A 25,686-nucleotide genomic window follows, 5' to 3' on the forward strand; every position below is an offset into this window, starting at 1 on the left:
TGTCAGGACGTCATACCAGCACGTCATACGAGCACGTCCGCCCGTAGCGATGCGAGGAAGCCGTCCCAGGCCGGCCCGGTGAAGAGCACGGCCGGGCCGTCCGTCCGCTTGGAGTCGCGGACGGCCAGCAGGCAGCCGCCGTCGAGCACGGCCGTTTCCACGCAGTTGTTCATTCCGGTGCTGCGGCTGCTTCGCCGCCACCGGGTCGCACTGATCAGAAGTCCGCTGGTGGAGAGGGGGGTTGCGGACACGGGGGTGCCTCCTTATACGCGTCGTCGGCCAGCGAGCCGATGAGATCCGACGAGTCCTGGGGCGGGAGGGCGTGCGCCTGGATGGTGCGGAACGCGGCGCTGTACGCCTCGAGGTCTTCCTTCCGCTCCAGATAGAGGCTACTCGTCAAATGGTCGAGTACCACCACGTCCAGATCGGCGATGTTCGGAAATGAGAAAATTACGAACGGTCCGGTCAGGCCGAGATGACCCCCCACGCTGAACGGCAGCACCTGGAGCCTCACTTGGGGCAGCCGTGCCACCTCCACCAGATGGCGCAGCTGCGCCGCCATCACCCGGGCCCCCCCGATCTGCCGCCGCAGCACCGCCTCGTCCAGCACGGCGCTGAGCTGGAGCGGCGGATCGGCCCGCAGCACCGACTGCCGCGCCAACCGTACGTCGACCAGCGCGTCCACCTTCGGCTCCGGCAGCCCGCCCAGCGCGGCTCGCGTCACCGCCCGCGCGTACTCGGCGGTCTGCAAGAGGCCGGGAACCACGGAGAGTTCCACCGTGCGGGCCGAGCGGGCCCCCGCCTCCAGGTTGATGAAGTCCCGGTACTCCTGCGGCAGCAGCCCCCGGTAGTCGTGCCACCACTGGCGGCCCCGCACGGCGTCGCCGCCCGCACCGGGGCCGGCCGCCGACACCGCCAGGGCCTCCAACAGCGCCCGCTGCTCCGGGCTCACCACCGAACCGTAGGCGTCGAGCAACAGCCGGATGTCCTCCGGTTTGACGCCACTGCGGCCCGTTTCGATGCGGCTGATTTTCGACTGGTGCCAGCCGACGATCCGGGCTGCCTCACCACTGGTGAGTCCGGTACGGTCGCGCAGGGCACGCAGTTCCTCGCCGAGCTTGCGCCGGCGCACCGCGGGACCGTGCTGCATACCCGCCTCCTTCCACCGGCACAGCTCGCACCAGTTTGCCGTCCAAATACGCTCTTCCGTAGCAGAGTTCACCGCATTGAGCGACAGATATATGCATATCTTGGGGGAACGGCAGCACCCGCGGGACGATGGTGGCACTCTGGCGTCCAGCGCAGATCCGGGGCGGTTGCGCCCCGGTGGGAAAGGGACCGTCGCCATGGCAGACCACCAGGAAGCAACCGTCACTCTGCCGAGCGATCCCGCCTCGGTCGCCGCCGCCCGCCGCTACGTCGCCGACGTGCTCACCGAATGGGGCCTGCCCGACGGGGCCGACACCGCGGACAGCGTGAGACTGATCGTCTCCGAGCTGGCCACCAACGCCGTTCAGCACACCTTCGGGCAGTCTCCCACCTTCACCGTCGACGTGCGGCTGGAGCGCGGGGAGTGGCTGCGCGTCGGGGTCACCGACAGCCACCCGCGCTGGCCCAAGCGGCTCCCGGCCGCCGTCCAACAGGACAACGGCCGGGGCATGGTCATCATCCGCTGGCTCGCCGCCGAGGCGGGTGGCCGGCTCTCGGTCAGCCCCACCGAGGAGGGCGGCAAGACCGTGTGGATCGCCCTGCCCTGGCCGGTCGCGGCCCCCGCCGCGAGCGGCAGCGCCTGCTGAGCGGCCGGCGACGGCGCGCACGCATCCGAGTCCGTATACGGAACCCGCTGAAGTCGGCCCGCGGGCCGAACCGGGTGCCTCCCCGAAACGTGGGTTAACGCGACGGAAAAACGCGGCCCCTAGCGTGGTGCCTTCGGCCTTCCGTCAATGGTCACCCATACGCCGGTAAAGCGGTGGTGCTCGGGACGGAAAGCCTTTTTCAGCGTTGGGCAAGACACGCTTGGCTCGGATATGCGCAGGTCAACACAGTGTTGAAGGCCATTAGGGTCGGTTCGGCGCGATGTTGATCTTGTCCTGGAAGCTTGGTGATACGAGTGCAACTGACACCGCACGAGCAGGAAAGACTGCTCATCCACGTGGCCGCCGACGTGGCCGAGAGGCGCAGGGCGCGCGGGGTCCTCCTCAACCACCCCGAGGCGGTGGCCCTGATCACCGCGCACATCCTCGAAGGCGCCCGCGACGGGCGGACCGTGGCCGAGCTCATGGCCTCCGGCCGCAGCGTGCTCGGCCGCGCCGAGGTCATGGAGGGGATCCCCGAGATGATCCACGACGTCCAGGTCGAGGCGACCTTCCCGGACGGCACCAAGCTCGTCACCGTCCACGACCCGATCGTCTGAGGGGGAGCAGCCGCATGATCCCCGGCGAGATCGTCCACGGGGACGGACCGGTGCGCCTCAACGAGGGCCGCCCCGTCACCCGCCTCACCGTGCTCAACGCTGCCGACCGGCCCGTCCAGGTCGGCTCCCACTACCACTTCGCCGAGGCCAACCCCGGCCTCGACTTCGACCGCGCCGCCGCCCGCGGGCTCCGGCTCAACATCGCCGCCGGCACCGCCGTCCGCTTCGAGCCGGGCATCCCGGCCGAGGTGGAACTCGTACCGCTGGGCGGCCTGCGCACGGTACCGGGCCTGCGCGGCGAGACCGGAGGGCCGCTCGATGGCTGAGCTCGAACGCGGCGCGTACGCGGACCTCTTCGGGCCGACGGCCGGCGACCGGATCCGGCTGGCCGACACCGACCTCTTCATCGAGATCGAGCAGGACCTCAGCGGCGGCCCCGGACGCGCAGGAGACGAGGCCGTGTTCGGCGGCGGCAAGGTCATCCGCGAGTCCATGGGCCAGGCCCGCACCACCCGCGCCGAAGGCGCCCCCGACACCGTGATCACCGGGGTGGTGGTCCTCGACCACTGGGGCATCGTCAAGGCCGACCTCGGCATCCGCGACGGGCGGATCTGCGGCATCGGCAAGGCCGGCAACCCCGACACCATGGACGGCGTGGACCCCGCCCTCGTCATCGGCCCCGAGACCGAGATCATCGCGGGCAACGGGAAGATCGTCACAGCGGGCGCCATCGACGCCCACGTCCACTTCATCTCCCCGACCGTCATCGACGAGGCCCTCGCCTCCGGCATCACCACCCTCGTCGGCGGCGGCACCGGACCGGCGGAGGGCACCAAGGCCACCACCGTCACCCCAGGCCCCTGGCACCTGGCCCGCATGTTCGCCGCCCTGGAGGCCTACCCCGTCAACATCGGCCTGCTCGGCAAGGGCAACACCATGTCCCGCGAGGGCATGCACTCCCAACTGCGCGGCGGCGCCCTCGGATTCAAGATCCACGAGGACTGGGGGGCCACCCCGGCCGTCATCGACGCCTGCCTGAGCGTCTGCGAGGAGACCGGGGCGCAGGTCGCGATCCACACCGACACCCTCAACGAGGCCGGATTCGTCGGCGACACGCTCGCCGCCATCGCGGGGCGGACCATCCACTCGTACCACACCGAGGGCGCGGGCGGCGGGCACGCACCCGACATCATCACCGTGGTCTCCGAGCCGAACGTCCTGCCCAGCTCGACCAACCCGACCCGGCCGCACACCGTCAACACCATCGAGGAACACCTCGACATGCTGATGGTCTGCCACCACCTCAACCCCGCCGTCCCCGAGGACCTCGCCTTCGCCGAGTCCCGGATCCGGCCCTCCACCATCGCCGCCGAGGACGTCCTGCACGACATCGGCGCCATCTCGATCATCTCCTCCGACTCCCAGGCCATGGGCCGCGTCGGCGAGGTCGTCCTGCGCACCTGGCAGACCGCCCACGTGATGAAGCGGCGCCGCGGCTTCCTGCCCGGCGACGGGCCCGCCGACAACCACCGCGCCCGCCGCTACGTCGCCAAGTACACGATCAACCCCGCCGTGGCCCAGGGGCTCGCCCGGGAGATCGGCTCGGTCGAGACCGGCAAGCTCGCCGACCTCGTACTGTGGAACCCGGCGTTCTTCGGGGTCAGGCCCGAGGCCGTCATCAAGGGCGGCCAGATCGCGTACGCGCAGATGGGCGACGGCAACGCCTCCATCCCCACCCCGCAGCCCGTGCTGCCCCGCCCGATGTACGGGGCCCACGGGCGCGCCCCCGCCCTGAACTCGGTGAACTTCACCGCGCAGGCGGCACTCGACGACGGCCTGCCCGAACGGCTCGGCCTCGGCAAGGCGTTCACCGCCATCGAGAGCACCCGCAAGGTCGGCAAGGCGGACATGCGCAACAACGACGCCATGCCGCGGGTCGAGGTCGACGCCGACACCTTCACCGTCACCATCGACGGCGAAGCGGTGGAGCCGGCCCCGGCCGCGGAACTGCCCATGGCCCAGAGATACTTCCTCTTCTGATGGGCCTCGCCGCACTGCTCGTCCTCGCGGACGGCCGCTTCCCCGCCGGGGGCCACGCCCACTCCGGCGGGGCGGAGGCCGCCTGCAAGGCGGGCCGCATCCACGACGCCGCCTCCCTGGAGGAGTTCTGCCGCGGCCGCCTGCACACGGCCGGGCTCACCGCCGCCGCCCTCGCCGCGGCCGCCGCCCTCGGGCTCGACCCGGCCGTCCTCGACGCCGCCGCCGACGCCCGCACCCCCTCGCCCGCCCTGCGCACCGCGGCCCGGCGGCTCGGCCGGCAGCTGCTGCGCGCCGCCCGGGCCACCTGGCCCGCGGCGGAACTCGACGCCCTGGCCGCCGCGTTCCCGCGCGGGACGCACCAGCCCGTGGTGCTCGGCCTCACCGCCCGGGCCGCCGGGCTCGGGCCGCTCGACGCCGCGCACGTGACGGCGTACGAGAGCGTCAGCGGGCCCGCCACCGCCACCGTGCGACTGCTCGGCCTGGACCCCTTCGAGGCGAGCGGGGTCCTGGCCCGCCTCGCCGCCGAGCTCGACGCGGTGGCCGAGCTGGCCGTACAGGCCGCGCAGCGGGCCCGGATCGAAGGGCCCGAGGCCCTGCCCGCGGCCTCCTCGCCGCTGCTGGAGATCGCGGCGGAGATCCATGCCGACTGGCCGGTACGGCTGTTCGCGTCCTGACCAGGCCCGACCCGTCCGGCCGACGCGCCACACCGGCCACCCCGGCCCCACCTCCGAACCCCTGGAGCGCCCCATGCACCTCGACCACGCCACGACCTTCCCCGAGCGCCACACCCACAGTGCCGAGCCCGTCCGCGCCGACGGCTCGCGCCGCGCCCTGCGCATCGGTCTCGGCGGACCCGTCGGCTCCGGCAAGACCGCCACCGTCGCCGCGCTCTGCCGTGCCCTGCGCACCGAACTGTCCATGGCCGTCGTCACCAACGACATCTACACGCGGGAGGACGCCGAGTTCCTGCTGCGCGAGGCCGTGCTGCCGCCCGAGCGGATCACCGCCGTGGAGACCGGGGCCTGCCCGCACACCGCGATCCGCGACGACATCTCCGCCAACCTCGAGGCGGTGGAGGAGCTGGAGGAAGCGCACCGGCAGTCCGCCCCGCTCGACCTGATCCTGGTCGAGTCCGGCGGCGACAACCTCACCGCCACCTTCTCCCGCGGACTCGTCGACGCCCAGATCTTCGTGATCGACGTGGCGGGCGGTGACGACATCCCGCGCAAGGGCGGCCCCGGCGTCACCACCGCCGACCTGCTCGTCGTCAACAAGACCGACCTCGCCCCGCACGTCGGCTCCGACCTGGACCGGATGGCCCGCGACGCCGCAGAACAGCGCGGCGCACTGCCCGTCACCTTCCAGTCCCTGCGCGGCGAGGAGGGCGTCGCCCCGGTGGCCGCGTGGGTGCGCGAGCGGCTCGCCGCCTGGACCGCACGGTGACCGCCCCACCCGCCACCGCCCCGCCGGCCGAGGCCGCGTCCGCCACCGCACTCGCCATTGCCGCCACTGCCCCTGCCGCGCCGACTCCGCCGGCCGAGACCACGCCCGCTTCCGCCCCGACCCTGGCCGCGGCCCCGCCGCCCGCCGCGGCCGGGGTCCGGGCCACCGCCCGGATCGGGGCCGTCGCCGACGGGCGCGGCGGGACCGCCCTGCCGCTGCTCACCGGCGAAGGGCCGCTCGCGCTGCGCCGCACCCGGGGCGCCGGAGCCGAGGCCGGCGTGATGCTGGTCGGCGCGATGAGCGCCCCGCTCGGCGGGGACCACCTCACCGTCGAGGCCACCGCAGGGCCCGGGGCCCGACTCGCCCTGGCCTCGGCGGCGGCCACCCTGGCGCTGCCCGGCCGCGGCGGCGCCCCCGCGCGGTACGACGTACGCCTGAGCCTGGCCGAGGACGCGGCGGTGCGGTGGCTGCCGGAGCCGCTGGTCTCGGTCCGCGGCAGCGACCTGCGGGTGCACACCCGCGCCGAACTCGCCCCCGGAGCCCGGCTCCTGCTGCGCGAGGAGCAGGTGCTGGGCCGGACGGGCGAGGAGCCGGGCCTGCTGCGCAGCCGGCTCGCCGTCACCCTGGACGGCCGTCCGCTGCTGGACCAGGAGCTCGCCTGCGGTCCGGGCGCGCCCGGCGGCTGGGACGGCCCGGCGGGGCTCGCGGGGCACCGGGCGCTGGGTCAGCTCCTGGTCGTCCAGCCGGGGTTCGCCGGGGCACCGCCCGCCGCGGCCGTGTTGGGGGAGTTCGCCGTGGTCACCCCGCTGGCCGGTCCCGCCGTGCTGGTGACGGCACTTGCGCCGGACGCGCTGAGGCTGCGCGGTCTCCTGGATGCGGCGTGTCGCACGTACGGCTGGTGACTGCTGGGCGAACCTGGGGCGAATCAGACACCGCTCAGCGGTACACGCCTCTCCGGTTATCGGGTTGGCAAAGAAACCCGACCTTGGTCTGTTGTCAGGTGTAGGTCAGGCGAAAGGATCCCCTTGCATTCGCACGACCAACCCGACCCAACCCGGCCGTGTCCGGCCGGGCCTGATGCAGGGGGAACAACCACGTGATAAGCAAAGCAGCGCTGGGGAGCGCTGCCACTCTGATCACCGGAGCGCTGGCCGCGGGCCTGCTGCTGGCACCGCCGGCAGCGGCGGCGACCGCGTCCGGCACCGGCTCGGTTCCGGAGGCGATCGGCGCGCAGCTCGCCGCCGCCCGCGCCGCCCGGACCGGGATCGAGTGGAAGGACTGCCCCGCCGACTGGGGCTTCGCGGCCCCGATCCAGTGCGGCTGGGTCAAGGTCCCGCTCGACTACGCCAAGCCGTTCGGCAAGACCATCGACATCGCGGTCGACCGCGCCGTCAGCACCGGCACCAAGGAAGAGCGCCAGGGCGCCCTCCTGTACAACCCCGGCGGCCCCGGCGGTTCGGGCATGCGCTTCCCGCGCCGGTCCACCACCAAGTCCCCGCTGTGGGTGAACACCTCCAAGGCGTACGACTTCGTGGGCTTCGACCCGCGCGGCGTCGGCCACTCGGCGCCGATCTCCTGCATCGACCCGCAGGCGTTCGTCAAGGCCCCGAAGGCGGACCCGGTCCCGGACACCGAGGCCGACAAGAGCGCCCAGCGCAAGCTCGCCGCGGAGTACGCGGACGGCTGCAAGGAGCGCAGCGGCGAGATGCTCCCGTACATGACCACGCCGAACATCGCGCGTGACCTGGACGTCATCCGCGCCGCCCTCGGCGAGAAGAAGCTGAACTACCTCGGCGTCTCCTACGGCACCTACCTCGGCGGGGTCTACGCGACCCTGTTCCCGACCCATGTGCGCCGCATGATCGTCGACAGCGTGGTCAACCCGGCGCAGGACAACATCTGGTACGAGGCCAACCTCGAGCAGGACGTCGCCTTCCAGATGCGCTGGAACGACTGGCAGGACTGGGTCGCCAAGAACGACGCCTCCTTCCACCTCGGTGACACGCGCGCCAAGGTCGAGGCGAAGTGGCAGCAGCTGCGCGCCCAGGCCAAGGCCAAGCCGCTCGGCGGCGTCGCCGGTCCGGCCGAGCTGATCAACTTCTTCCAGGGCGCCCCGTACTACGACTCCTCATGGGTCCCGGTCGCGCAGGCGTTCAGCGCCTGGGCCGCCGGTGACGAGAAGCCGCTGGTCGACGCGATCGCCCCGGACATGTCCGACATCCAGGGCAACATCGCCTCGGAGAACAGCAACGCGGTGTACACCGCGGTCGAGTGCGCCGACGCCAAGTGGCCCACCAGCTGGACGAAGTGGGACCGGGACAACTCGGCGCTGCACCAGAAGTACCCGTTCCTGACCTGGTCGAACGCCTGGATGAACCTGCCCTGCGCGACCTGGAAGTCCAAGCAGAGCAAGCCGATCGCCGTCGGTGCCAAGTACGGCCTGCCCCCGGTGCTGATCGTCCAGTCCGAGCGTGACGCGGCCACCCCGTACAAGGGTGGTGTCGAGCTGCACCGCCGCCTCGCCGGCTCGCGCCTGATCACCGAGCAGAACGCCGGTTCGCACGGTGTCACCAGCCTGGTGAACCCCTGCATCAACACCCGCGTGGACGACTACCTGCTCCACGGCAAGGTCGACGCCAAGGACGTGGTGTGCGGTCCGCACGCCGCCCCGGTCGCCCCGGCCCCGGCCGCCGCGAAGGCGCTCGCCGACGCCCCGGCGGCGTCCGCCCTGCCCGCGCAGGAGGAGCTGCCGGCCGTCCGCTGACCCCGTCGCACGGGCAGCGGGCCGTAGGCCCCTTCGCACGGGAGAAGGCTCAGCGCGTCCTGCGCCGGGCCTTCTTCCGTGCTTCCTCCTCCTCGGCCTTGACCTCGGCCGCGTACCGGTCGACGTACTCCTGGCCGGACAGTTCCAGGACGGCATACATGATCTCGTCGGTGACCGCGCGCAGCACGGCCCGCTCGCCCTCCATGCCGGCGTAGCGGGAGAAGTCCAGCGGCCGGCCGAAGCGGATGGTGACCGGCCGGATGTTCGGGATCTTCTGTCCGGGCGGCTGGATCTCGAAGGTCCCCACCATGGCGCACGGTACGACCGGTACCCCGGCGCCGAGCGCCATCGCGGCCACCCCGACCTTGCCCTTGTACAGCCGGCCGTCGTGCGAGCGGGTGCCCTCGGGGTAGATGCCGAGCAGTTCGCCCCGTGCCAGTACGGCCAGCCCCTCGCGGATCGCGGCCCGGCCCGCGTCCCGGCCCGAGCGGTCGACGGGGATCTGCCCGGCGCTGCGGAAGAAGAAGGCGGTCAGCCGGCCCTTGAGCCCGGGCCCGGTGAAGTACTCCGCCTTGGCGAGGAAGGTGATCCGCCGCTTCAGGATCGCGGGCATCAGGAAGTGGTCGGAGAACGACAGGTGGTTGCCCGCGACGATCGCGGCGCCCTCGGCCGGGATGTTCTCCAGCCCCTCGATGCGCGGCCGGAACAGCAGCCGCAGCAGCGGCCCGAGGAACACGTACTTGAGCAAGTGGTAGAACACCAGGCCGCTCCCGTCGCCGTCCCGTTGTCACCGCCATCGTACGGACAGTCGTCGCCGGGCCCGAGAGGGCGGACACGGGGAAAATGCGGGACGCCGGGCGACCCGCGGGGGCAGTCTCAGCTGCTGCGGGAGGCCGCCATACCGGCGGTGAGGAGGCCCAGGACCACCCAGCCGAACCACAGCCAGCCGTTGCTGCCGAGGGCCACGGAGTACGTGGCGACGGCCACCAGGGCGGCGAAGGTCATCACGGCCATCGCCTTAACGGATCCGGTCATGCCCCATGGTGGCGCGCAGGAGCGGGATCGCGCTACTGGCCACGCGCGCGGAGCGAGGCGAGATAGGCGTTGTACGCCTCCAGCTCCTGGTCGCCGTCGCGCTCGGCGGCCCGGTCGGCGCGCTTCGCCGCCCGCTGCTCGGAGTGGTACCACTGGTACATCAGGGCGATCAGCACCAGCACCGAGGGGATCTCGCTGAAGGCCCAGGCGATGCCGCCGCCCCACTGCTGGTCGAGCAGCGGATCGATGCCGAGCGAGGCCGGCGGGTTCTTGTACGTGCTGATCATCGGCTCGCTGGCCATCATCAGCGCGATGCCGAAGAACGCGTGGAAGGGCATCCCGGCGAAGAGCTCCAGCATCCGCATCACGTAGCCGGGGCGGTGCGGGCCCGGGTCCACGCCCATGATCGGCCAGAAGAACACCAGGCCGACGGCGAGGAAGTGCACCATCATGCCGATGTGCCCGGCCTTGCTCTCCATGAGGAAGTCGAAGAGCGGGGTGAAGTACAGGGCGTAGAGGCTGGCGATGAACATCGGGATGGTGAACGCCGGGTGGGTGATCACCTTCATGTAGCGGCTGTGCAGCAGCATCAGCAGCAGCTCGCGCGGTCCCTTGCGGCCCCGTCCGGCGGGCGTCAGCGCGCGCAGCGCGAGCGTGACCGGGGCGCCCAGCAGCAGGAGGATCGGCGAGAGCATGCTGATGACCATGTGCTGGACCATGTGCACGCTGAACATCACCATGCCGTAGTCGTTCAGCTTGGTGCACATCACCAGGGCCACGCTCAGCACACCGGCGGCGAAGGCGACGGTCCGGCCCACGGGCCAGGCGTCGCCGCGCCGGCGCAGCCGCGCCACGCCCCACAGGTACAGCCCGAGGCCCACGAGCGAGCCGATCAGGAAGAAGGCGTCGAAGGAGAACTCCAGACCACGCCCGAGGGTGAACGGCGGCAGGTCCATGTCCATGTGCATGTCCATGCCGTGCCCGCTGTGATCCATCTGTTCTCCCTTGACCGTGGTGCCCCACCACAGTAGTGCCGCCCCCGGCCGCAGCTGCGACCGGGGGCGGCGACAGAAAGGAGGAAAGGGCTACAGAACGGTCTCCGCCTCGGCGTAGCGCGCGTCCGGGACCGTCTTGAGGGTCGAGGTGGCCTCCGCGAGCGGCACCATCTCGATGTCGGTGCCGCGCAGCGCGGTCAGCATCCCGAACTCGCCGCGGTGCGCCGCCTCCACCGCGTGCCAGCCGAAGCGGGTGGCCAGGACGCGGTCGTACGCGGTCGGGGTGCCGCCGCGCTGGACGTGCCCCAGGATGACCGGGCGGGCCTCCTTGCCCAGGCGCCGCTCCAGCTCGACGGCGAGGATGTTGCCGATGCCGGCGAAGCGCTCGTGGCCGTACTGGTCCTTGCCGCCCTGCTGGTACTCCATGGAGCCGGGGCGCGGCTTGGCGCCCTCGGCGACCACGACGATCGCGAACCGCTTGCCGGCGGAGAAGCGCTCGCCGACGATCGCCGTCAGCTCCTCGATGTCGAAGGGGCGCTCCGGCACGACGATCGCGTGCGCGCCGGCGGCCATGCCCGAGTGGAGGGCGATCCAGCCGGTGTGGCGGCCCATGACCTCCACGACCATCACGCGCTGGTGCGACTCGGCGGTGGTCTTCAGCCGGTCCAGGGCCTCGGTCGCGACCCCGACCGCGGTGTCGAAGCCGAAGGTGACGTCGGTCGAGGCGATGTCGTTGTCGATGGTCTTCGGCACGCCCACGATCGGCAGGCCGGCCTGCGAGAGCAGGTTGGCGGCCTTCAGGGTGCCCTCGCCGCCGATCGGGATGATGGCGTCCAGGCCGAGGTCCGCGACGTGCCCGCGGGCCCGCTCCACGCCGTCGCGCAGGTGTGCGGGCTGGACGCGGGAGGAGCCGAGGATGGTGCCGCCGCGGGCGAGGATGCCGGCCACCGCGTCGAGGTCGAGCTTGCGGTAGTCCGCTTCCAGGAGGCCGCGCCAGCCGTCGTGGAAGCCGATCACCTCGTCGCCGTGGTCGACGACGGCGCGGTGCACGACGGAGCGGATGACGGCGTTGAGACCGGGGCAGTCGCCACCGGAAGTGAGCACACCAATGCGCATGGCACAGAGAACCTTTGCAACGTGGGCCGACGACCGGACCACGTCGTCCGGTTGGAACTACCCGTCACCCTACAAGCGGATCGGCACCGGACTGAACCATCCTCCACGCACTGCCCGGGATCCTTGTGCGAACGCACGGCGGGCGAGAGCCGGGCGTACGCCGGAACGCACGACGGCCCGGACCCCGCAAGCGGAATCCGGGCCGAACGCCGGGTGGCGCCGGGGTTACGCGGGCTGCGTCGCCGCCGCGATGCGCTCGGCGCGCAGCGCCTCGTACCAGCGGTCGTCGACGGGCGGCAGCGCGTTCACGTCGAGGGCCAGCTTCAGCAGCAGGTCCGCGATCTGCGGGTTGCGGGCCATCACGGGGCCGTGCATGTACGTGCCGAACACCGTGTCGTTGTACGCGCCCTCGGTGCCGTCGCCGGTGCCGTTGCCGCGGCCGATGCGGGTGCGGGCGAACGGCTTGGCGGACGGGCCGAGGTGCGTGACGCCCTGGTGGTTCTCGAAGCCCGTCAGCTGCGGCAGGCCCAGCTGGGGGTCGATGTCGGCGAGCACGTCGCCGACGCACCGCTCGCCCTCGCCGCGCACGGTGACGACGTCCAGCAGGCCCAGGCCCGGCTGGCGCTCGCCCATGTCGTTGACGAACTCGTTGCCGAGGATCTGGTAGCCGGCGCAGACGGAGAAGACGATCGCCCCGTTCGAGACGGCCCGCTCCAGGCCGCCGTCGCGCAGCAGGCGCTCGGCGGCCAGCCGCTGCGGCCGGTCCTCGCCGCCGCCGATGAGGTAGATGTCACCGGAGGTCGGGATGGGCTGGTCGCTGCGCACGTCCACGCGCTGCACGTCCAGGCCGCGCTGGCGGGCCCGGCGCTCGACGACGAGGGCGTTGCCCTGGTCTCCGTACGTGCTGAGCAGGTCGGGGTAGACCCACACCAGACGCAGGCTGTTGTCGCTCATGCTCTTGTGTCCTCTGGGTATGAGTACTAGTTGCCGACGCGGCGGCGGACGTCCTGGAAGGCGGTGTAGTTGGCGATCAGCTCGATCTGGCCGGGCGGCGCCAGCTGCACGGCCTCGTCGAGGGTCTCGCAGACGCGGAAGTCCAGGCCCGCGACCTCCAGGCGGACCGCCAGGTCCAGCTTGCGGTCGCCGATCACGAAGATCGGGTGGCCGGCGAGGCGCGGGTAGTCCACGTCCCACAGCCAGGAGGTGTCGGTGCCGTCGGCGCCGCGCGCGTTCACCGAGAGGATCACCGGGGCCGGCGGCTGGTCGATCAGCGAAAACGTTTCGAGCCAGCCGGCCGGGTTCTTCGCGAGCAGCAGGCGCAGCTCGCGGCCCTGGAAGTTCACCACGTCGTAGCGGCCGGCGACCGCCTGCACCTGGTACATCCGCTCCAGCGCGACCTGCGGCGGGACGCCGAAGACGGCGGCGACGGCGGCCGAGGTGGCGGCGTTGGCCTTGTTGGCGCGGCCGGGCAGCTGGAGGCTGATCGGCCAGGCGGAGCCGTGCGGGTCCAGCACGTGGTCGCCGGAGAGCACCCAGCTCGGGGTCGGCCGGCGGAAGCCGCACTCACCGCAGAACCAGTCGTCGCCGGGGCGCTGCATCACACCGCCGCAGGAGGGGCACGACCAGGCGTCGTCCTTCCACTCCTGGCCGGCGGCGACCCACACCACGTTCTGCGAGGACGAGGCCGACCACACGATCAGCGGGTCGTCGCAGTTGGCGACGATCACGGCCTTGGAGCCCTGCAGGCCCTCGCGCCACTTCTCGGCGAGCATGCGGGTCTCGGCGGCGCGGTCCAGCTGGTCGCGGGAGAGGTTCAGCAGGGCGATCACCTTGGGGGTGACGTCCCGGGCCACGCCCGCGAGGTACTTCTCGTCCACCTCGATGACGCCGTACTTGGCGTCCGAGCCGCCCGCGAGGGCGGAGGTGATGCCGGCCGGCATGTTCGCGCCGAGCGCGTTGGAGACCACCGGGCCGCTGGCCCGCAGGGCCTCGGCGATCAGTCGGGTGGTCGTGGTCTTGCCGTTCGTCGCGGAGACGAGGACGACGTCGAGATGCTGCGCCAGCGCTCCGAGGAGATCGGGGTCGAGTTTGAGTGCGACCTTGCCGCCGATCACCGATCCGCTTCCGCGTCCCGCGGCCCGCGACACCGCCGCCGCGGCCCTGCCCGCCGTCACGGCCAGCTTGGCCCGCGGCGAAAGCGGCTCCGTGTTGCCTGCCATCGTCCCTTGTCCTCCTTGCGTCGGTCGGCCCCAGCCTATCCAGTACCGGCCGGGGCCTTGACCGCGGCGCCCCAGGTCGCCGCGGATCTCCTCATATATTCGCCCGTCGTACGCTTACCGCCATGCGACAGCGCGTCATTCCCGGCACCACCGGTCTCGTCCGCACCATGAGCCTCCTGGGCGACCCGGTGCTCCACTCGGCCTGCGCGGAGGTCACCGCGTTCGGCCCGGACCTCGACCGGCTGATCGAGGACATGTTCGCCACGATGTACGCGGCCGAGGGCGTCGGCCTCGCCGCCAACCAGATCGGTGTCGGGCAGCGGGTGTTCGTCTACGACTGCCCCGACGACGATGACGTCCGCCACGTCGGGCACATCGTCAACCCGCGCCTGGTCGAGGCGGACGGCGACGAGTACGTCGGCCCCGAGGGCTGCCTGTCGCTGCCGGGCCTGGAGGCCGGCACGGCCCGCTTCGACCGCGCCGTCGTCGAGGGCGTCACCTCGGACGGCGCACCGGTGCGGATCACGGGCACCGGGTTCTTCGCCCGCTGCCTGCAGCACGAGTGCGACCACCTGGACGGCACCGTCTACGCGGAGCGCGTCACGGGGCTGCGGGCCCGCCGGCTGCACCGGGCGATCCGCCGGACGCCCTGGGGCGCGCGCGGCGCGCACGCCCTCCAGGGCTGAACCCTTCCGTCACGGCACTAGAAGCCCGGGCCGTCCGCGCGGTCGCCCGCGGTGGCCAGGCGGCCCCACAGCAGGTCGGTCAGTCCGGCCACCAACTCCGCACGGCCGCACGGCCGCTCGGCCAGCCACCAGTCGCCCGCCGCGTGCATCATGCCGACGATCCCGTGGCCCCAGATCCGGGCGAGCTGCTCGCCGCCGGGGCCGAGGTCCACGCGCTCGCTGATCACCTCGGCCAGCTCCTCGCCGAGCCGGCGCAGCAGCGGCGCCGAGTGCTTGCCGACGTCGAAGCCGCGCTCGGCGGCGTGCGAGTCTTCGGTCGGGTGCATCAGGAAGCGGTACACCTGCGGGCGGGCCTCGATGGCCGCGAGGTAGGTGTCCAGGGTGGACTCCACCCGGCTGCGGCGCTCGGCCGGGGCGTCGAGCGCGGCCCGCAGGGAGTCGAGCAGGCCGTCGGTGTGCCGGACGGCCAAGGCCTGGTACAGGCCCGCCTTGTCGCCGAAGTGCCGGTAGAGGATCGGCTTCGTGATGCCGGCCTCCGCGGCGATGGCGTTCATGGAGGCCTTGGGGCCGTCCCTGAGCACGACGCGGTCGGCCGCTTCGAGCAGCTCCCGCCGGCGGCGCTCGGCCGTTCCCGGTTCGCCGGCCTGCTGCGTGGTCTCCATGACGTGTTCTCTCCCCGCCCTTGCGATGGTGCGTGACGCCCACGCAACGTAACACCCCGGGCACCCCGGCGAACGAATCGGCCGGTGGGGCCCCGTCCTGCTTGACAGCCTTACTCGTCGGTAACAGACTGTGGCCACCGATGGGGTTACCGCCAGTAACGCAGCTGGCGGATGCACAGGGGAGGGACGTTGGCGGAGTTCACGATGGAGCTGACCGAGGAGCAGAAGCAGGTCCGGGACTGGATCCACGGCTTCGCCGCCGATGTCATCCGGCCCGCGGCCGCCGAATGGGACGAGCGCGAGGAGACCCCCTGGCCCGTCATCCAGGAGGCTGCCAAGGTCGGCATCTACTCCCTCGACTTCTACGCGCAGCAGTTCTTCGACCCCACCGGCCTCGGCATCCCGATGGCCATGGAGGAGCTGTTCTGGGGCGACGCCGGCATCGCCCTGTCGATCGTCGGCACCGGCCTCGCCGCCATAGGCGTCCTCGCCAACGGCACCGAGGAGCAGATCGGCACCTGGATCCCGCAGATGTACGGCACGCCCGACGAGGTGAAGGTCGCCGCCTTCTGCTCCTCCGAGCCGGACGCCGGCTCCGACGTCGGCGCCATGCGCACCCGGGCCGTCTACGACGAGGCCAAGGACGAGTGGGTGCTGAACGGCACCAAGACCTGGGCGACCAACGGCGGCATCGCCAACGTCCACATCGTCGTCGCCGTCGTCGACCCCGAGCTCGGCACCAAGGGGCACGCCTCCTTCATCGTGCCGCCGAACACCCCGGGCCTGTCCCAGGGCCAGAAGTTCAAGAAGCACGGCATCCGCGCCTCCCACACCGCCGAGGTGGTCCTGGAGGACGTCCGCGTCCCCGGCTCCTGCCTGCTGGGCGGCAAGGACAAGCTGGACGAGCGGCTCGCCCGGGCCCGGGAGAAGGCGAAGGCCGGGGGCGGTGAGCGCGTGAAGAACGCCGCCATGGCCACCTTCGAGGCCTCCCGCCCGGCCGTCGGCGCGATGGCCGTCGGCACGGCCCGCGCCGCGTACGAGGTCGCCCTCGACTACGCCCGCACCCGCACCCAGTTCGGCCGGCCGATCATCGACAACCAGGGCGTCGCCTTCCAGCTCGCCGACATGCGCACCCAGATCGACGCGGCCCGGCTGCTGGTGTGGCGTGCCTCCTGGATGGCGGTGGCCGGCAAGCCGTTCACCTCGGCCGAGGGCTCCATGTCGAAGCTGTTCGCCAGCGAGGTGGCCAAGAAGGTCACCGCCCAGGCCGTCCAGATCCTCGGCGGCAACGGCTTCACCCGCGAGTACCCGGTGGAGCGCATGCACCGCGACGCGGCCATCTACACGATCTTCGAAGGGACGAGCGAGATCCAGCGGCTGGTCATCGCCCGCACCCTCTCCGGCATGCCGATCCGCTAGCCCGGGCCGGACGGCGCGCCCGCGGCACCCCCGGACGCCGGCGTCCGGGGGCTTCGGCATGCCGGCGCCGAGGGGGCCGCAGGGCTAGTGCAGCGGCGTCAGGCAGCTGTAATCCGTGCCGTCCGCGCTGTACTTCAGGTCCGTGATGTACTCCAGGCCGGCGCAGGGGGGCGCGTGCACCCGGTACTGGGCGTCCAGCGAGCCGCAGTCCACCACCAGCAGCTCCTGGTCCTTCCAGTCGCCCAGGTTGCGTACGCAGCTCCCGACGGTCAGGGCCGCGGGCTTGTCCTCCCCGGCCAGGATGCCCAGCACGATCAGGGTCGGCAGCGAGAAGGAGAGCAGGACGGTCAGCACGAGCAGGACCAGGGCCGGCGGGCGGCGCCACAGCGGCCTGCCCGGGTCGAGCGGCGGCAGGATGCTGCCCGACGGGGGAGCCAGCCGGTGGAAGGCCGCCCTCGGGCCGAGGTTCATCAGCAGCGTCACGGGCGTGATGAACAGCGACAGCGGACCCCACCAGCCCTGCCACAAGGTGTCCGAGGTCATCCGCCGGTAGGTGGCGAGCCCGCAGTTGCGGCACAGCGGCCCCTCCGCCCGCAGGAACCGCATCAGGACGAGCATCCCCTGGTGCCCGCGCACGGTCGCCGGGGCCGCGGGCACCGACCCGCAGATCCGGCACTCGTACTGGGGCACGCCGTACGGGCCCGGCAGGCCCGGCAGGCCCGGCAGGCCCGGCCCGGCGGCGTACGGGCCGTAGGGGCCGCCCTGCTGGGGGCTGTACGGCGGGTACGGGCCGGCGCCGTGCTGCGGTGGCGGAGTGGCCACGGGATCCTCCTCGCTCTCGCGCTGACCACCGGGCGGTGATCACGGAACCCTAGCCTCCGTGGACCGCCGTCCGGACCGCGGTTTCCACCCGGGGCGCCGGACGTGATCCTGGCCACTCGCGCGGCCGGCCCGAGGTGCGCTCCGGTGTCCGCGGGCGGCTGCGCACCGTGACCGGACGCGGGCGGCGGGGCCCCGCCCCCCGCGCCCTTCCAGGGCCGTCGGCAGCGGCCGGGCCGGAGCCGGCCGTACGCCTTCGGTGAACGATCCGCATACCGGGCATGAGCAGATGGTGAGCGGGCATACACACCCTGAACTGGACCGCGAATATGGGTTCCGTCCGGGGGTGGCGATCAGTAATACTCACCGCCACCGTGGATCGCGGAATCGACCGGGTGACCGCCGGCTTCCCGCGCCACACAGCGAGGAGGTGCGCCATGTGCTCCCACCAGCCCCCCTGCCCGTCCGCCGACAGCGCCGACCACGACGCCGCCCGCACCGTGGCCTTCCATCCCGAACAGGGCTGGAGCCTGCTGTGCAACGGCCTGGTGATCTTCGACGACACCGGTGAGCTGCTCCCCGACGGCCGCGTGGTGGAACCCCGCCGCCCGGCCCTGGTCTGAGCGAGGAGGCCGCATGCGCCAACAGCTGATCCGCAAGCCCGTTCCCAAGCCCGCTCCCCGAGACCTGGACCTGCGTACACCGTCGGGCAGAACCCTCCCGTACTGACGGGAGCCCGGTACAGCAGCAGTTCAGAACGTCCGCGGCCCGCCGGCTGCCGTCAGCCGGTGGGCGCAGCCGCGCCGCACAGGAAAGCGCTCTCGAAGGCCGCGTCGCCGATCGCCGCGCGGGCCTGCCGCTCGCCCCGCTCCCGCAGGGCCGTCAGCGAGGGCGAGCCCATCTGGGGCCGGCCCACCGTGCGCCACCAGGCGTGCCCCGTGCCCAGCAGCCGGGCCGCGAGTTCCCCGTCGCCCAGCGCCGCGACGGCCGCCGCCAGCAGGTCCAGGCCGAGCGCGATGCCGATGCGGTCGCCGAGCAGCCGTTTGCCCGACAGCATCGCCCGTACGTGCCGGGCCGCCTCCTCCGCGTGCCCGAGCCCGAACGCCGCGACGGCCAGGACGTAGTCCGCATAGGCCCGCAGCCACCGCTCGTCCAGGTCCGCGCACGCCTCGCGCAGCCCCCGCGCCTCCTCGGCGGCCTGCTCGAAGCGCTGCAGATCGCACAGGGCGTAGGCGGTCACCAGCCGGCACAGGAGCTGCCCGGCGCCGTCCGCCGGCCCGGTGTGCCGCGCGCGCGCCCGCGGCCCCGCCAGCTCCAGGGCCTGCGCCGGGTCCCCGGGCAGCAGCAGGGACAGCGCCCGCAGATGCACCGCCCGCACCTCCGCCTCCGGGTCGGCCACCCCCGCCGCCGCGGCGGTGCACCGGTCGCCGAGCTCCCGGACCGCGTCCATCTCCCCCTGGAGCGCCATGGTCAGCCCGAGCGCCCACAGCCCCTGCGCGTACCCCGCGCCCGCCCGCGGGGCCGTGCGCAGGGCCCGCTCCAGGAACCCCCGGCCCTCGTGCACGTGCCCGCAGGAGAACCAGAAGAACCACAGCGCCCCGGCCATCTCGAGCGCCGCCGCCGGATCGGTGCCGAGGAGGTGCTCCAGGGCCGTGCGCAGCTGAGGGTGCTCGGCGGTCATCCTGCGGTACCAGTCCACCTGGCGCGGGCCCATCCAGCCCCGGTCCGCGGCCCGCGAGAGCGCCGCGTACCAGTGGGCGTGCCGGTCGGCGACGGCGCGGACCTCGCCGAGTTCGGCCAGCCAGTCGTGGCCGTACTCGCGGATCGTGTCCAGCATCCGGTAGCGGGCGCCCGCGCCGCGCTCCTGCGTGCGGCGCACCACCGACTTGGCCACCAGGCCGCCGAGCACGCGCTCCACCCGGGCCGCCGACAGCGGGCCGCCCGAGCACACCGCGCGGGCCGCGGCCATGTCGAAGTCGCCGGTGAACACCGACAGCCGGGCCCACAGCAGCCGCTCCACCGGCTCGCACAGCTCGTGGCTCCAGCCGATGGCGGTGCGCATCGTACGGTGGCGGGGCAGCAGCGAGGCGCGGCCGTCGGCGAGCACGTCGAAGCGGGCGCCGAGGCGCTCGGCCACCTGCTCCAGGCTCCAGCGCCGCATCCGGGCGCCGGCGAGCTCCAAGGCGAGCGGAATCCCGTCGAGGCGCCGGCACACCTGCGCGGCCAGGGCGGCCCGTTCGGGGTCGTCGAAGGCGGCCGCGGTCTGCGGGGCCGCCGCGAGGGCCCGGGCGCGCAGCAGGGCGAGGGCGTCGCTGTCGGGGCCCTCGCAGGGCAGCGGGCAGAGCTCGACCACGTACTCGCAGGGGCTGTCCAGCGGCTCCCGGGAGGTGATCAGGACCGTCAGCCCGGGGGCGGACTGGAGGAGTTCGCCCACCAGGTGGCGGCAGTCGGACACCATGTGCTCGCAGGTGTCCAGGACGAGCAGGAGCTCCCTGTCCGCCATCCAGGCGCACAGCTCCTCGTCGAGCGGGCCCGCGGAGTGGTTCGCGAGCCCGACGGCGTGCGCCACGGTCATCGTCAGCAGCGCGGGGTCGCGCAAGGGCGAGAGGTCCACCCACCAGACCCCGTCGGGGCGGGCCTGTTCGGCGTCGGCGACGGCGCGCAGGGCGAGGCGGGACTTGCCGACGCCGCCCACGCCCGTGAGGGTGATCAGCCGATGTGTCCGCAACAGGCAGTGCAGTTCCGCCAGTTCGTTCTCGCGGCCGACGAACCCGGGCGCCTCGGGCGGCAGGTTGCCCGGGGCCGCCGCGCTGGCCCCGGAGTCGGACTCGGAATCGGCTTCGGCGTCGCCGTCCGCGGAATCCGCCTGTCTGTTGTTGAACGAGTACTCTCCGAACACGGATGTATTGTGCGTGATCTTCCTTCCCCGCGGTGCCGTTCCGTCCGGATCGCTGTCACGTCGTGACCCCGCGGAGCGGTCCCCATTACCCGGCCAGGACGACCCGCTGCTGCGCCGAGAACGCGCCCCAGGTGCCGTCCGGCAGGCGGGCGCGCAGCCGCAGCTCCCATACGGTGCCGGCCGGCTCGGTCACGGTGAGCCGGTGCTCCACCCGTCCGGCGGGCACCGCACCTGCACCGAATTGGATGACGGTGACGGGCCTGCCGTTGACGTGGAGTTCGTACGCGTCGGTCGGGCGGCCGGTGTCCGGGGCCGTCCAGGCCAGGGTGACCGCTCCCGGCGAGGCGGTGGCCGTGAAGCCGCCGGGGGCGGTGTCCGGGCGCTGCTCGGAGGAGGGCGGGGTGGTCACGCCCGCCGCGGGCCCGTCGGGGGAGGAGTTGTCGGCGCCGTCGCGGGCCCGGACGGTGAAGCTGTAGGCGGTGTCCGGCTGGAGGCCGGCCAGGGTGGTGGAGGTCTCGCCGGGGCCGGCCGTGTGGATGCGGATGCCGCCCTGGTAGACGTCGTACGCCGTGACGCCCGTGTCGTCGGTCGCGGCGGACCAGGAGAGGGTGACCGTACGGGGGCCGTCCGCGCGGGCCGTGGTGCGGGCGGGCGCGGTGGGGGCCGCGCGGTCCTCGGCGCGGGCGGCCGGGGTGGTGGCGGTGGCGGCGGCGCTGGGCGCGGAGGTGTTGCCCGCGGCGTCGCGGGCCCGGACGGTGAAGGTGTAGGAGGTCAGCGGGGCGAGGCCGGTGACGTCCACCATGGTCTTCTCGGCGGGGAGTTCGCGCACCAGCCGCCCGGCCTGGAAGACCTGGTAGTTGGTCACGCCGTCGGCCGCGGCGGCCGCCCGCCACATCACGTGCACCGAGGTGGCGCTCCCGGCCTGGGCGGTGAGCCCGGCGGGGGCGGCCGGGGGCGCGGTGTCCGCGGAGGTGCAGGCCGCGAGGCCGGCGGCGGCGACAGCGGCGGCGGCCAGGCGGAGGGCGAGCAGGGGGGCGGTGCGTCGCACGGGGGCCTTCCTCGGCTTCCGCTTCCTCGTAAAGGTCTAGACATGTATGGCACGTCGGCGGGCGGTCCGGCAAGACCCGTGCCGCGGCCCGCCGGAACGGTTCGTCAAGCACGGAACGCCCGTCACGCACCGTCAACACCCGTTCGGCGGACACGAGTTTCGCCCGAAGGCACCCCCTCCTGCGCCACGATGGCGCCGCGTCAAAGGAGGTAACGATGGTGATCTCGCTCTCCGCGGTCGTCCTGCTGCTCATCCTCACGGTGATCTTCATGCGCAACGGCGGCCTGAAGTTCTCGCACGCCCTGATCTGCGTCCTGCTCGGCTTCTACCTCGCGAGCAGCAGCATGGCGGCGACCATTCACGACGGCCTGTCGGCCACCGCCCAGGTCGTCGCCGGCCTCAACCCCTAGAGCCCGTCCGGCCGCGGCGTGACCGACTGTTGCGCCTTCGTGAATCATCCGGCACGTCCATGGACTCCTCTCGGTTGCCTCGCCAGAGCGCCGCCGACGTGTCGACCCTGCATGCGTCGGGGTTCGGATGCCGTCGCGGTGACCGGAATCCGCACTACGATATGCGTGTGAGTCGAGTCGCCTCGGTCAAGCGGCAGTTCGGGCACCGTGCCCGACTGGGGTTGTCGCCTGCCGAGGTGTCGGCTGCTGACGCTCAGGCGCACGCAGCCCGCACGATGTGGAACCTGCTGCATGCCTGGTGGCAGATGATGCCGAAGGACAGGCGCACGCTTGCGAACGCCGACGCCGCGATTCGCCAGAGCCGCAAGGACGTCGATTTCCTTGCCGTCCTCCCAGCGCAGGCTGCCCGGGCGGTACTGAAGGCGTACTTCCAAGCCTGGAAGAACTGCTGGGAGGGGCGGGCGGACGCACCGAACTTCAAGGGCCGCTTCCGGTCCGTCATGTCGGTGGACATCCCGCAGGGACGAGACCTGAACGTCAAGCGTGTCCATCGCCGCTGGGGCATGGTCAACCTGCCCAAGATCGGTCGAGTCCGCTTCAGGTGGACCAAGGGCCTACCTGTTGGCCGCCGGGCCGACAGCGAGAACCGGATCACCGGGGCCCGGCTCGTCAAGGACGCACTTGGCTGGCACATCGCCTTCCGGGTCATGACCCAGGAGCCCGCGCCCGATCCCCATACCGGCCCCGAGGTCGGCATCGACGTGGGCGTCATCGTGCCGCTCGCCCTATCGGACGGAACCGCGTACGAGCACGGTGCGTGGCTGACCGAGAGGGAGAAGGCCAGGCTCCTGCGCCTGGAGCAGCTCGCCGCCCGGCGCAAGCAGCACCGCAAGCCCGGCGAGCGCACCTCGCGCCGCCTGCACCGCACCTACGACGAGATTGCCGGGCTCCGAGCGAAAGCCAAGCGACGAGCAGCCGACTGGCAGCATCGGACGACGACCACCATCGCCCGCACCTACGGCACGGTCGTGGTCGAAGCCCTCACCGTCACGAACATGGTCAAGTCCGCGCGAGGAACGGTGGACGTGCCGGGGAAGAACGTCGCGCAGAAAGCCGGGCTGAACCGCTCCATCGCCGCCGAGGCGTGGGGCCGAACGGTCACGCTGCTGGCATACAGGCTGGAGCGCAACGGCGGCATCCTCGTCAAGGTCCCCGCTTCCGGAACCTCCCAGCGCTGCTCGGCCTGTGGCCTCATCACACCAGGCAGCCGGGAATCCCAAGCCGTGTTCGTGTGCAAGAACCCCGGCTGCGGCTGGTCCGGCAATGCCGATCACAACGCGGCACGGAACCTCTTGCATCTGTACCGGATCGGCCTCGTAGCGGTCCCGGCTGCTGGAAGAGCAGTCGTCAGGCGCGCTCGCCGCGTCAAGCCTCCCACCGTAAGGTAGGGCGGAATCTCCCCGTTCAAGGGGAGAGCGCTTCAAGAGAAGGAGCCGAACGCCTGGGGCATCGACGCCTGGTACCTCACCGCCGTGGACTTCCGTACCGGCGCGCGGCGCTGGCGGCAGCTGACGGGCACCGGTCCGCTGTACGACAACAACTGGGCGCCGATCACCCTCGGCCCCGACGGCACCGCGTACGTCGGCGTCTTCAACGGCATCGTCGCGGTCCGCGACGGCGGCTGAGCCCCAGGGCCCCGGGCGCTCAGGCCTGCCAGAAGAACACGGCCGTCATCCGCTTCTCCTCCAGGGTGCGGCCCCAGTACCCGGTGGCACTGTGGATCAGGTTCGCGGAGTAGAGCAGCAGCCGGTTGGCGCGGTGCGGGACCCGTACGTCCTCGACGAATGAGTCCGGCGCGACGAAACGGGTGCCCAGCGCGTCGACCAGGTTGTTGTGCGGGGCGATGACCTGGTTGCCGCCCAGGGCGCCGCCCGGCAGGCTCTGGCGGTAGAAGCTGGTCCCGCAGTCCTTGGGCACCGAAGGGTTGAGGTAGAGCACCGCCGCGTAGCGGCACAGCGTGCGCGAGTCGGTGTGCGGGCGGGCCTCGCACTCGCCCTCGCCGACGACTTGGACGCAGTTGTGGTTGAACGTTCCGCCGCCTGCGGGGCGTTCGGCCCGGAGCCTCGCCGCGCCCGTCGACTTGCGCACCAGCCGCTCCACCAGGGCCAGCTCGTCGGGCTCCAGACCGGGCATCGCCCGCAGCCCCGGCCAGCTCTCCGGCTTGTGCGGGTAGCCCTCGGCCCAGTCGTCCTTGGCCAGGCAGCGTTCCCGCACGGCGCCGGGGTCGGGCAGCACGTCGTCCAGGACCCAGTAGTCGCGCCCGCGGGTCGGCTTGCGGTAGGGGAGGACGGGAAGCGAGGGAGGCAGGGGCATGGCAGGGACCGTAGCGACCGCACCCGGCGGCGCTCACTCCCGGCGCGGTCAACGTTGCGCCAAGTGTTCGCCGTGGAGGGCGCGATGGCGCCCGGGCGGCGCCCGCCTGCCGACACGGCCCCGCTGCTCCCGGCCGGCCCCGCGGGGTGGTTGACTGGCGGCCATGCCCCTGGAGAACTACGGAGTCCTCGCCGGCACCCTGCACCGCCACTTCCGCGACCGGCCCGACGACCAGGGCCGCTGGTTCCACGTGCACCTGGAGGTCGACACGCCGGCCGGCCGCTACGAGTGCGCCGTCGACGTCGACAGCAAGAAGTCCGCGATCGGCGTGCAGTGGAAGGTGTTCACCCTGTACCCCTCGGTGCTGGAGCCCGTGGACGCGCCGGACCCCGGCTACCACGACCTCGCCCGCGCCTCCGGGTCCGGGGCGATCGACTACCTGCGCCACCCGGCCCTCGCGGACCGCCGGGGCTGCCTCTTCGTCCGCCGCCCGCCGCAGTGGCTCCGGCAGGTCCTCGACCGGTTCGACCCGCCGCGCCCCTGGACCGAGGGCAGCCACCTGGAGGCCTCGGCGGCGCTGGAGCCGATCCTCGTCCCCGGCCGGCAGGTCCTCGTCTTCGGCGAGCCCTTCGACGAGGGGCTCGGCATGCACAACATCCACCAGAACCAGGGCGACCCGGCCGGCAGCCAGTGGTGGGAGGAGAACGGCATCTGGCAGGACGGGGCCACGATGACGCGCCGCCCCGACGGCCTCTACGACGTGTTCCTGTCCCGCTTCTCCACCCAGCAGGCCCCCACCGACGAGAACGGCCACCCGCTCCAGGACGGGTCACAGCACTAGCGCTGCCGCGGCCGGCGCAGTGCCACCGCCGCACAGGCCGCCGCGAGGGGGAGCTCCGCGCACACCGCCAGGACGAGCGCCGTCGCCTGGCCGGTGCCCGGCGCCGACAGCGCCACGTCGAACCATGCGTCGACCAGCAGCAGGGCGCCTGTGGCGGCCGCCAGGGGCGCGGCCCGGGGATCGCGCCGGCGCAGCAGCAGACCCGTACCGCCCAGGCCCGCCGCCAGCAGCACGTCCAGCCCGATCCAGGCCGCCGACCAGTGCGCGACCTCGGCCGTCTGGGGCAGCGTCACCGCCAGCACCGCCATCCACGGCAGCAGCGCCAGCGCCGCGCCGGTGAGGAGCGCGGGCAGGGCGGGCAGCAGGGGCGTGCGGCGGTCACGGCAGCGGGGGGCGACGAGCGTCATCGGAGGGCTCCTTCCGGCCCGGCGGTCCGTCCCCCGGGGATGACCACCACTCTGGTCGCGCGGAGCAGCCGAATCAGTAGCGGCACTGTCCGAACCG

28 protein-coding genes and 1 pseudogene are annotated in these 25,686 nt (G+C 72.6%); 15 read left to right on the forward strand and 14 right to left on the reverse strand.

Annotated elements, in window-relative coordinates; all coding sequences use genetic code 11:
• Nucleotides 1-23: 23 nt before the first annotated feature.
• The gene (locus AB0F11_RS15315; protein WP_362172771.1) at nucleotides 24-251 is read right to left on the reverse strand and encodes a DUF397 domain-containing protein; all 228 of its coding nucleotides are present in this window, start codon (nucleotides 249-251) and stop codon (nucleotides 24-26) included.
• Nucleotides 215-1,150, reverse strand: a complete 936-nt coding sequence (locus AB0F11_RS15320; protein WP_362172774.1) for a helix-turn-helix transcriptional regulator — start codon at nucleotides 1,148-1,150, stop codon at nucleotides 215-217. Before AB0F11_RS15320 ends, AB0F11_RS15315 begins: the two co-directional genes overlap by 37 nt.
• A 196-nt stretch (nucleotides 1,151-1,346) precedes the next feature.
• Here AB0F11_RS15320 and AB0F11_RS15325 point away from each other — a divergent pair, with 196 nt between their 5' ends.
• From AB0F11_RS15325 to AB0F11_RS15360, 8 genes are all read left to right on the forward strand, one after another.
• Nucleotides 1,347-1,796, forward strand: a complete 450-nt coding sequence (locus tag AB0F11_RS15325) for an ATP-binding protein (RefSeq protein WP_362172777.1) — start codon at nucleotides 1,347-1,349, stop codon at nucleotides 1,794-1,796.
• A gap of 314 nt (nucleotides 1,797-2,110) precedes the next feature.
• Nucleotides 2,111-2,413, forward strand: coding sequence for an urease subunit gamma (locus tag AB0F11_RS15330; RefSeq protein WP_361907199.1), 303 nt, complete (start codon nucleotides 2,111-2,113; stop codon nucleotides 2,411-2,413).
• A 14-nt stretch (nucleotides 2,414-2,427) separates the two neighbouring features.
• A complete protein-coding gene (locus AB0F11_RS15335) occupies nucleotides 2,428-2,739 on the forward strand; it encodes an urease subunit beta (protein ID WP_362172780.1) in 312 nt (103 codons plus the stop codon).
• Nucleotides 2,732-4,453, forward strand: coding sequence for an urease subunit alpha (locus AB0F11_RS15340; protein WP_362172783.1), 1,722 nt, complete (start codon nucleotides 2,732-2,734; stop codon nucleotides 4,451-4,453). Before AB0F11_RS15335 ends, AB0F11_RS15340 begins: the two co-directional genes overlap by 8 nt.
• Nucleotides 4,453-5,127 carry an urease accessory UreF family protein gene (locus AB0F11_RS15345; RefSeq protein ID WP_362172786.1) on the forward strand — a complete coding sequence of 225 codons (675 nt, stop codon included), beginning with the start codon at nucleotides 4,453-4,455 and terminating at the stop codon, nucleotides 5,125-5,127. Before AB0F11_RS15340 ends, AB0F11_RS15345 begins: the two co-directional genes overlap by 1 nt.
• A gap of 73 nt (nucleotides 5,128-5,200) precedes the next feature.
• Nucleotides 5,201-5,896 carry an urease accessory protein UreG gene (ureG, locus tag AB0F11_RS15350; RefSeq protein ID WP_361907191.1) on the forward strand — a complete coding sequence of 232 codons (696 nt, stop codon included), beginning with the start codon at nucleotides 5,201-5,203 and terminating at the stop codon, nucleotides 5,894-5,896.
• 122 nt (nucleotides 5,897-6,018) lie between these two features.
• Nucleotides 6,019-6,798 carry an urease accessory protein UreD gene (locus AB0F11_RS15355; protein ID WP_362173002.1) on the forward strand — a complete coding sequence of 260 codons (780 nt, stop codon included), beginning with the start codon at nucleotides 6,019-6,021 and terminating at the stop codon, nucleotides 6,796-6,798.
• Nucleotides 6,799-6,992: 194 nt separating this feature from the next.
• The gene (locus AB0F11_RS15360) at nucleotides 6,993-8,660 is read left to right on the forward strand and encodes an alpha/beta hydrolase (protein ID WP_362172789.1); all 1,668 of its coding nucleotides are present in this window, start codon (nucleotides 6,993-6,995) and stop codon (nucleotides 8,658-8,660) included.
• A gap of 49 nt (nucleotides 8,661-8,709) precedes the next feature.
• Here AB0F11_RS15360 and AB0F11_RS15365 read toward each other — a convergent pair whose 3' ends face one another.
• The 6 genes from AB0F11_RS15365 to AB0F11_RS15390 form a co-directional block, all read right to left on the reverse strand.
• Nucleotides 8,710-9,420 carry a lysophospholipid acyltransferase family protein gene (locus AB0F11_RS15365; protein WP_362172792.1) on the reverse strand — a complete coding sequence of 237 codons (711 nt, stop codon included), beginning with the start codon at nucleotides 9,418-9,420 and terminating at the stop codon, nucleotides 8,710-8,712.
• Between the two features lie 116 nt (nucleotides 9,421-9,536).
• Nucleotides 9,537-9,695 (reverse strand): hypothetical protein, encoded by a 159-nt coding sequence (locus tag AB0F11_RS15370; protein ID WP_362172795.1) that lies wholly within the window; start codon nucleotides 9,693-9,695, stop codon nucleotides 9,537-9,539.
• A gap of 32 nt (nucleotides 9,696-9,727) precedes the next feature.
• On the reverse strand, nucleotides 9,728-10,690 hold the full coding sequence (locus tag AB0F11_RS15375) for a cytochrome c oxidase assembly protein (protein ID WP_362172798.1): 963 nt from the start codon (nucleotides 10,688-10,690) through the stop codon (nucleotides 9,728-9,730).
• A gap of 90 nt (nucleotides 10,691-10,780) precedes the next feature.
• Nucleotides 10,781-11,806, reverse strand: a complete 1,026-nt coding sequence (locus AB0F11_RS15380) for a 6-phosphofructokinase (RefSeq protein WP_362172801.1) — start codon at nucleotides 11,804-11,806, stop codon at nucleotides 10,781-10,783.
• Nucleotides 11,807-12,031: 225 nt separating this feature from the next.
• Entirely contained in the window at nucleotides 12,032-12,760 is a 729-nt protein-coding gene (locus tag AB0F11_RS15385; RefSeq protein ID WP_361907180.1) for a glutamine amidotransferase, read from the reverse strand.
• Nucleotides 12,761-12,786: 26 nt separating this feature from the next.
• Nucleotides 12,787-14,025 (reverse strand): MurT ligase domain-containing protein, encoded by a 1,239-nt coding sequence (locus tag AB0F11_RS15390; protein WP_362172805.1) that lies wholly within the window; start codon nucleotides 14,023-14,025, stop codon nucleotides 12,787-12,789.
• Between the two features lie 122 nt (nucleotides 14,026-14,147).
• On the opposite strand from AB0F11_RS15390, the gene def reads away from it, so the two are divergent.
• A complete protein-coding gene (def, locus tag AB0F11_RS15395; protein WP_362172807.1) occupies nucleotides 14,148-14,711 on the forward strand; it encodes a peptide deformylase in 564 nt (187 codons plus the stop codon).
• 17 nt (nucleotides 14,712-14,728) lie between these two features.
• On the opposite strand, the gene AB0F11_RS15400 is transcribed toward def, so the two are convergent.
• Nucleotides 14,729-15,373 carry a TetR family transcriptional regulator gene (locus AB0F11_RS15400; protein WP_361907175.1) on the reverse strand — a complete coding sequence of 215 codons (645 nt, stop codon included), beginning with the start codon at nucleotides 15,371-15,373 and terminating at the stop codon, nucleotides 14,729-14,731.
• Between the two features lie 189 nt (nucleotides 15,374-15,562).
• Between AB0F11_RS15400 and AB0F11_RS15405 the strand changes: the two genes are divergently transcribed.
• Nucleotides 15,563-16,792 (forward strand): acyl-CoA dehydrogenase family protein, encoded by a 1,230-nt coding sequence (locus AB0F11_RS15405; RefSeq protein ID WP_362172810.1) that lies wholly within the window; start codon nucleotides 15,563-15,565, stop codon nucleotides 16,790-16,792.
• Nucleotides 16,793-16,876: 84 nt separating this feature from the next.
• Here AB0F11_RS15405 and AB0F11_RS15410 read toward each other — a convergent pair whose 3' ends face one another.
• Complete coding sequence (locus tag AB0F11_RS15410; protein ID WP_362172813.1) at nucleotides 16,877-17,614, reverse strand: hypothetical protein; 738 nt, start codon at nucleotides 17,612-17,614, stop codon at nucleotides 16,877-16,879.
• A 434-nt stretch (nucleotides 17,615-18,048) separates the two neighbouring features.
• On the opposite strand from AB0F11_RS15410, the gene AB0F11_RS15415 reads away from it, so the two are divergent.
• On the forward strand, nucleotides 18,049-18,234 hold the full coding sequence (locus AB0F11_RS15415; RefSeq protein ID WP_053790202.1) for a DUF5999 family protein: 186 nt from the start codon (nucleotides 18,049-18,051) through the stop codon (nucleotides 18,232-18,234).
• Nucleotides 18,235-18,392: 158 nt separating this feature from the next.
• On the opposite strand, the gene AB0F11_RS15420 is transcribed toward AB0F11_RS15415, so the two are convergent.
• Both AB0F11_RS15420 and AB0F11_RS15425 read right to left on the reverse strand, forming a co-directional pair.
• The gene (locus tag AB0F11_RS15420; RefSeq protein WP_362172817.1) at nucleotides 18,393-20,510 is read right to left on the reverse strand and encodes an NB-ARC domain-containing protein; all 2,118 of its coding nucleotides are present in this window, start codon (nucleotides 20,508-20,510) and stop codon (nucleotides 18,393-18,395) included.
• 85 nt (nucleotides 20,511-20,595) lie between these two features.
• Nucleotides 20,596-21,558, reverse strand: a complete 963-nt coding sequence (locus AB0F11_RS15425; protein ID WP_362172820.1) for a fibronectin type III domain-containing protein — start codon at nucleotides 21,556-21,558, stop codon at nucleotides 20,596-20,598.
• 215 nt (nucleotides 21,559-21,773) lie between these two features.
• Here AB0F11_RS15425 and AB0F11_RS15430 point away from each other — a divergent pair, with 215 nt between their 5' ends.
• From AB0F11_RS15430 to AB0F11_RS15440, 3 genes and pseudogenes are all read left to right on the forward strand, one after another.
• A complete protein-coding gene (locus tag AB0F11_RS15430) occupies nucleotides 21,774-21,968 on the forward strand; it encodes a hypothetical protein (protein ID WP_362172823.1) in 195 nt (64 codons plus the stop codon).
• 167 nt (nucleotides 21,969-22,135) lie between these two features.
• Nucleotides 22,136-23,416 (forward strand): transposase, encoded by a 1,281-nt coding sequence (locus tag AB0F11_RS15435; protein WP_362172825.1) that lies wholly within the window; start codon nucleotides 22,136-22,138, stop codon nucleotides 23,414-23,416.
• 36 nt (nucleotides 23,417-23,452) lie between these two features.
• Nucleotides 23,453-23,653: pseudogene (locus AB0F11_RS15440) on the forward strand (hypothetical protein); the annotation flags it as partial.
• Between the two features lie 19 nt (nucleotides 23,654-23,672).
• Here the strand turns inward: AB0F11_RS15440 and AB0F11_RS15445 are convergent.
• Nucleotides 23,673-24,341, reverse strand: coding sequence for a DUF6445 family protein (locus AB0F11_RS15445; RefSeq protein ID WP_362172828.1), 669 nt, complete (start codon nucleotides 24,339-24,341; stop codon nucleotides 23,673-23,675).
• A gap of 163 nt (nucleotides 24,342-24,504) precedes the next feature.
• Here AB0F11_RS15445 and AB0F11_RS15450 point away from each other — a divergent pair, with 163 nt between their 5' ends.
• Nucleotides 24,505-25,182, forward strand: coding sequence for a DUF2278 family protein (locus AB0F11_RS15450; RefSeq protein ID WP_362172831.1), 678 nt, complete (start codon nucleotides 24,505-24,507; stop codon nucleotides 25,180-25,182).
• Here AB0F11_RS15450 and AB0F11_RS15455 read toward each other — a convergent pair.
• Entirely contained in the window at nucleotides 25,179-25,589 is a 411-nt protein-coding gene (locus AB0F11_RS15455; protein ID WP_362172834.1) for an LPXTG cell wall anchor domain-containing protein, read from the reverse strand. The genes AB0F11_RS15450 and AB0F11_RS15455 overlap by 4 nt on opposite strands.
• Between the last annotated feature and the right edge of the window lie 97 nt (nucleotides 25,590-25,686).

Origin of the sequence: Streptomyces sp. NPDC032472, assembly GCF_040636955.1 — a bacterium.
Taxonomy (GTDB): Bacteria; Actinomycetota; Actinomycetes; order Streptomycetales; family Streptomycetaceae; genus Streptomyces.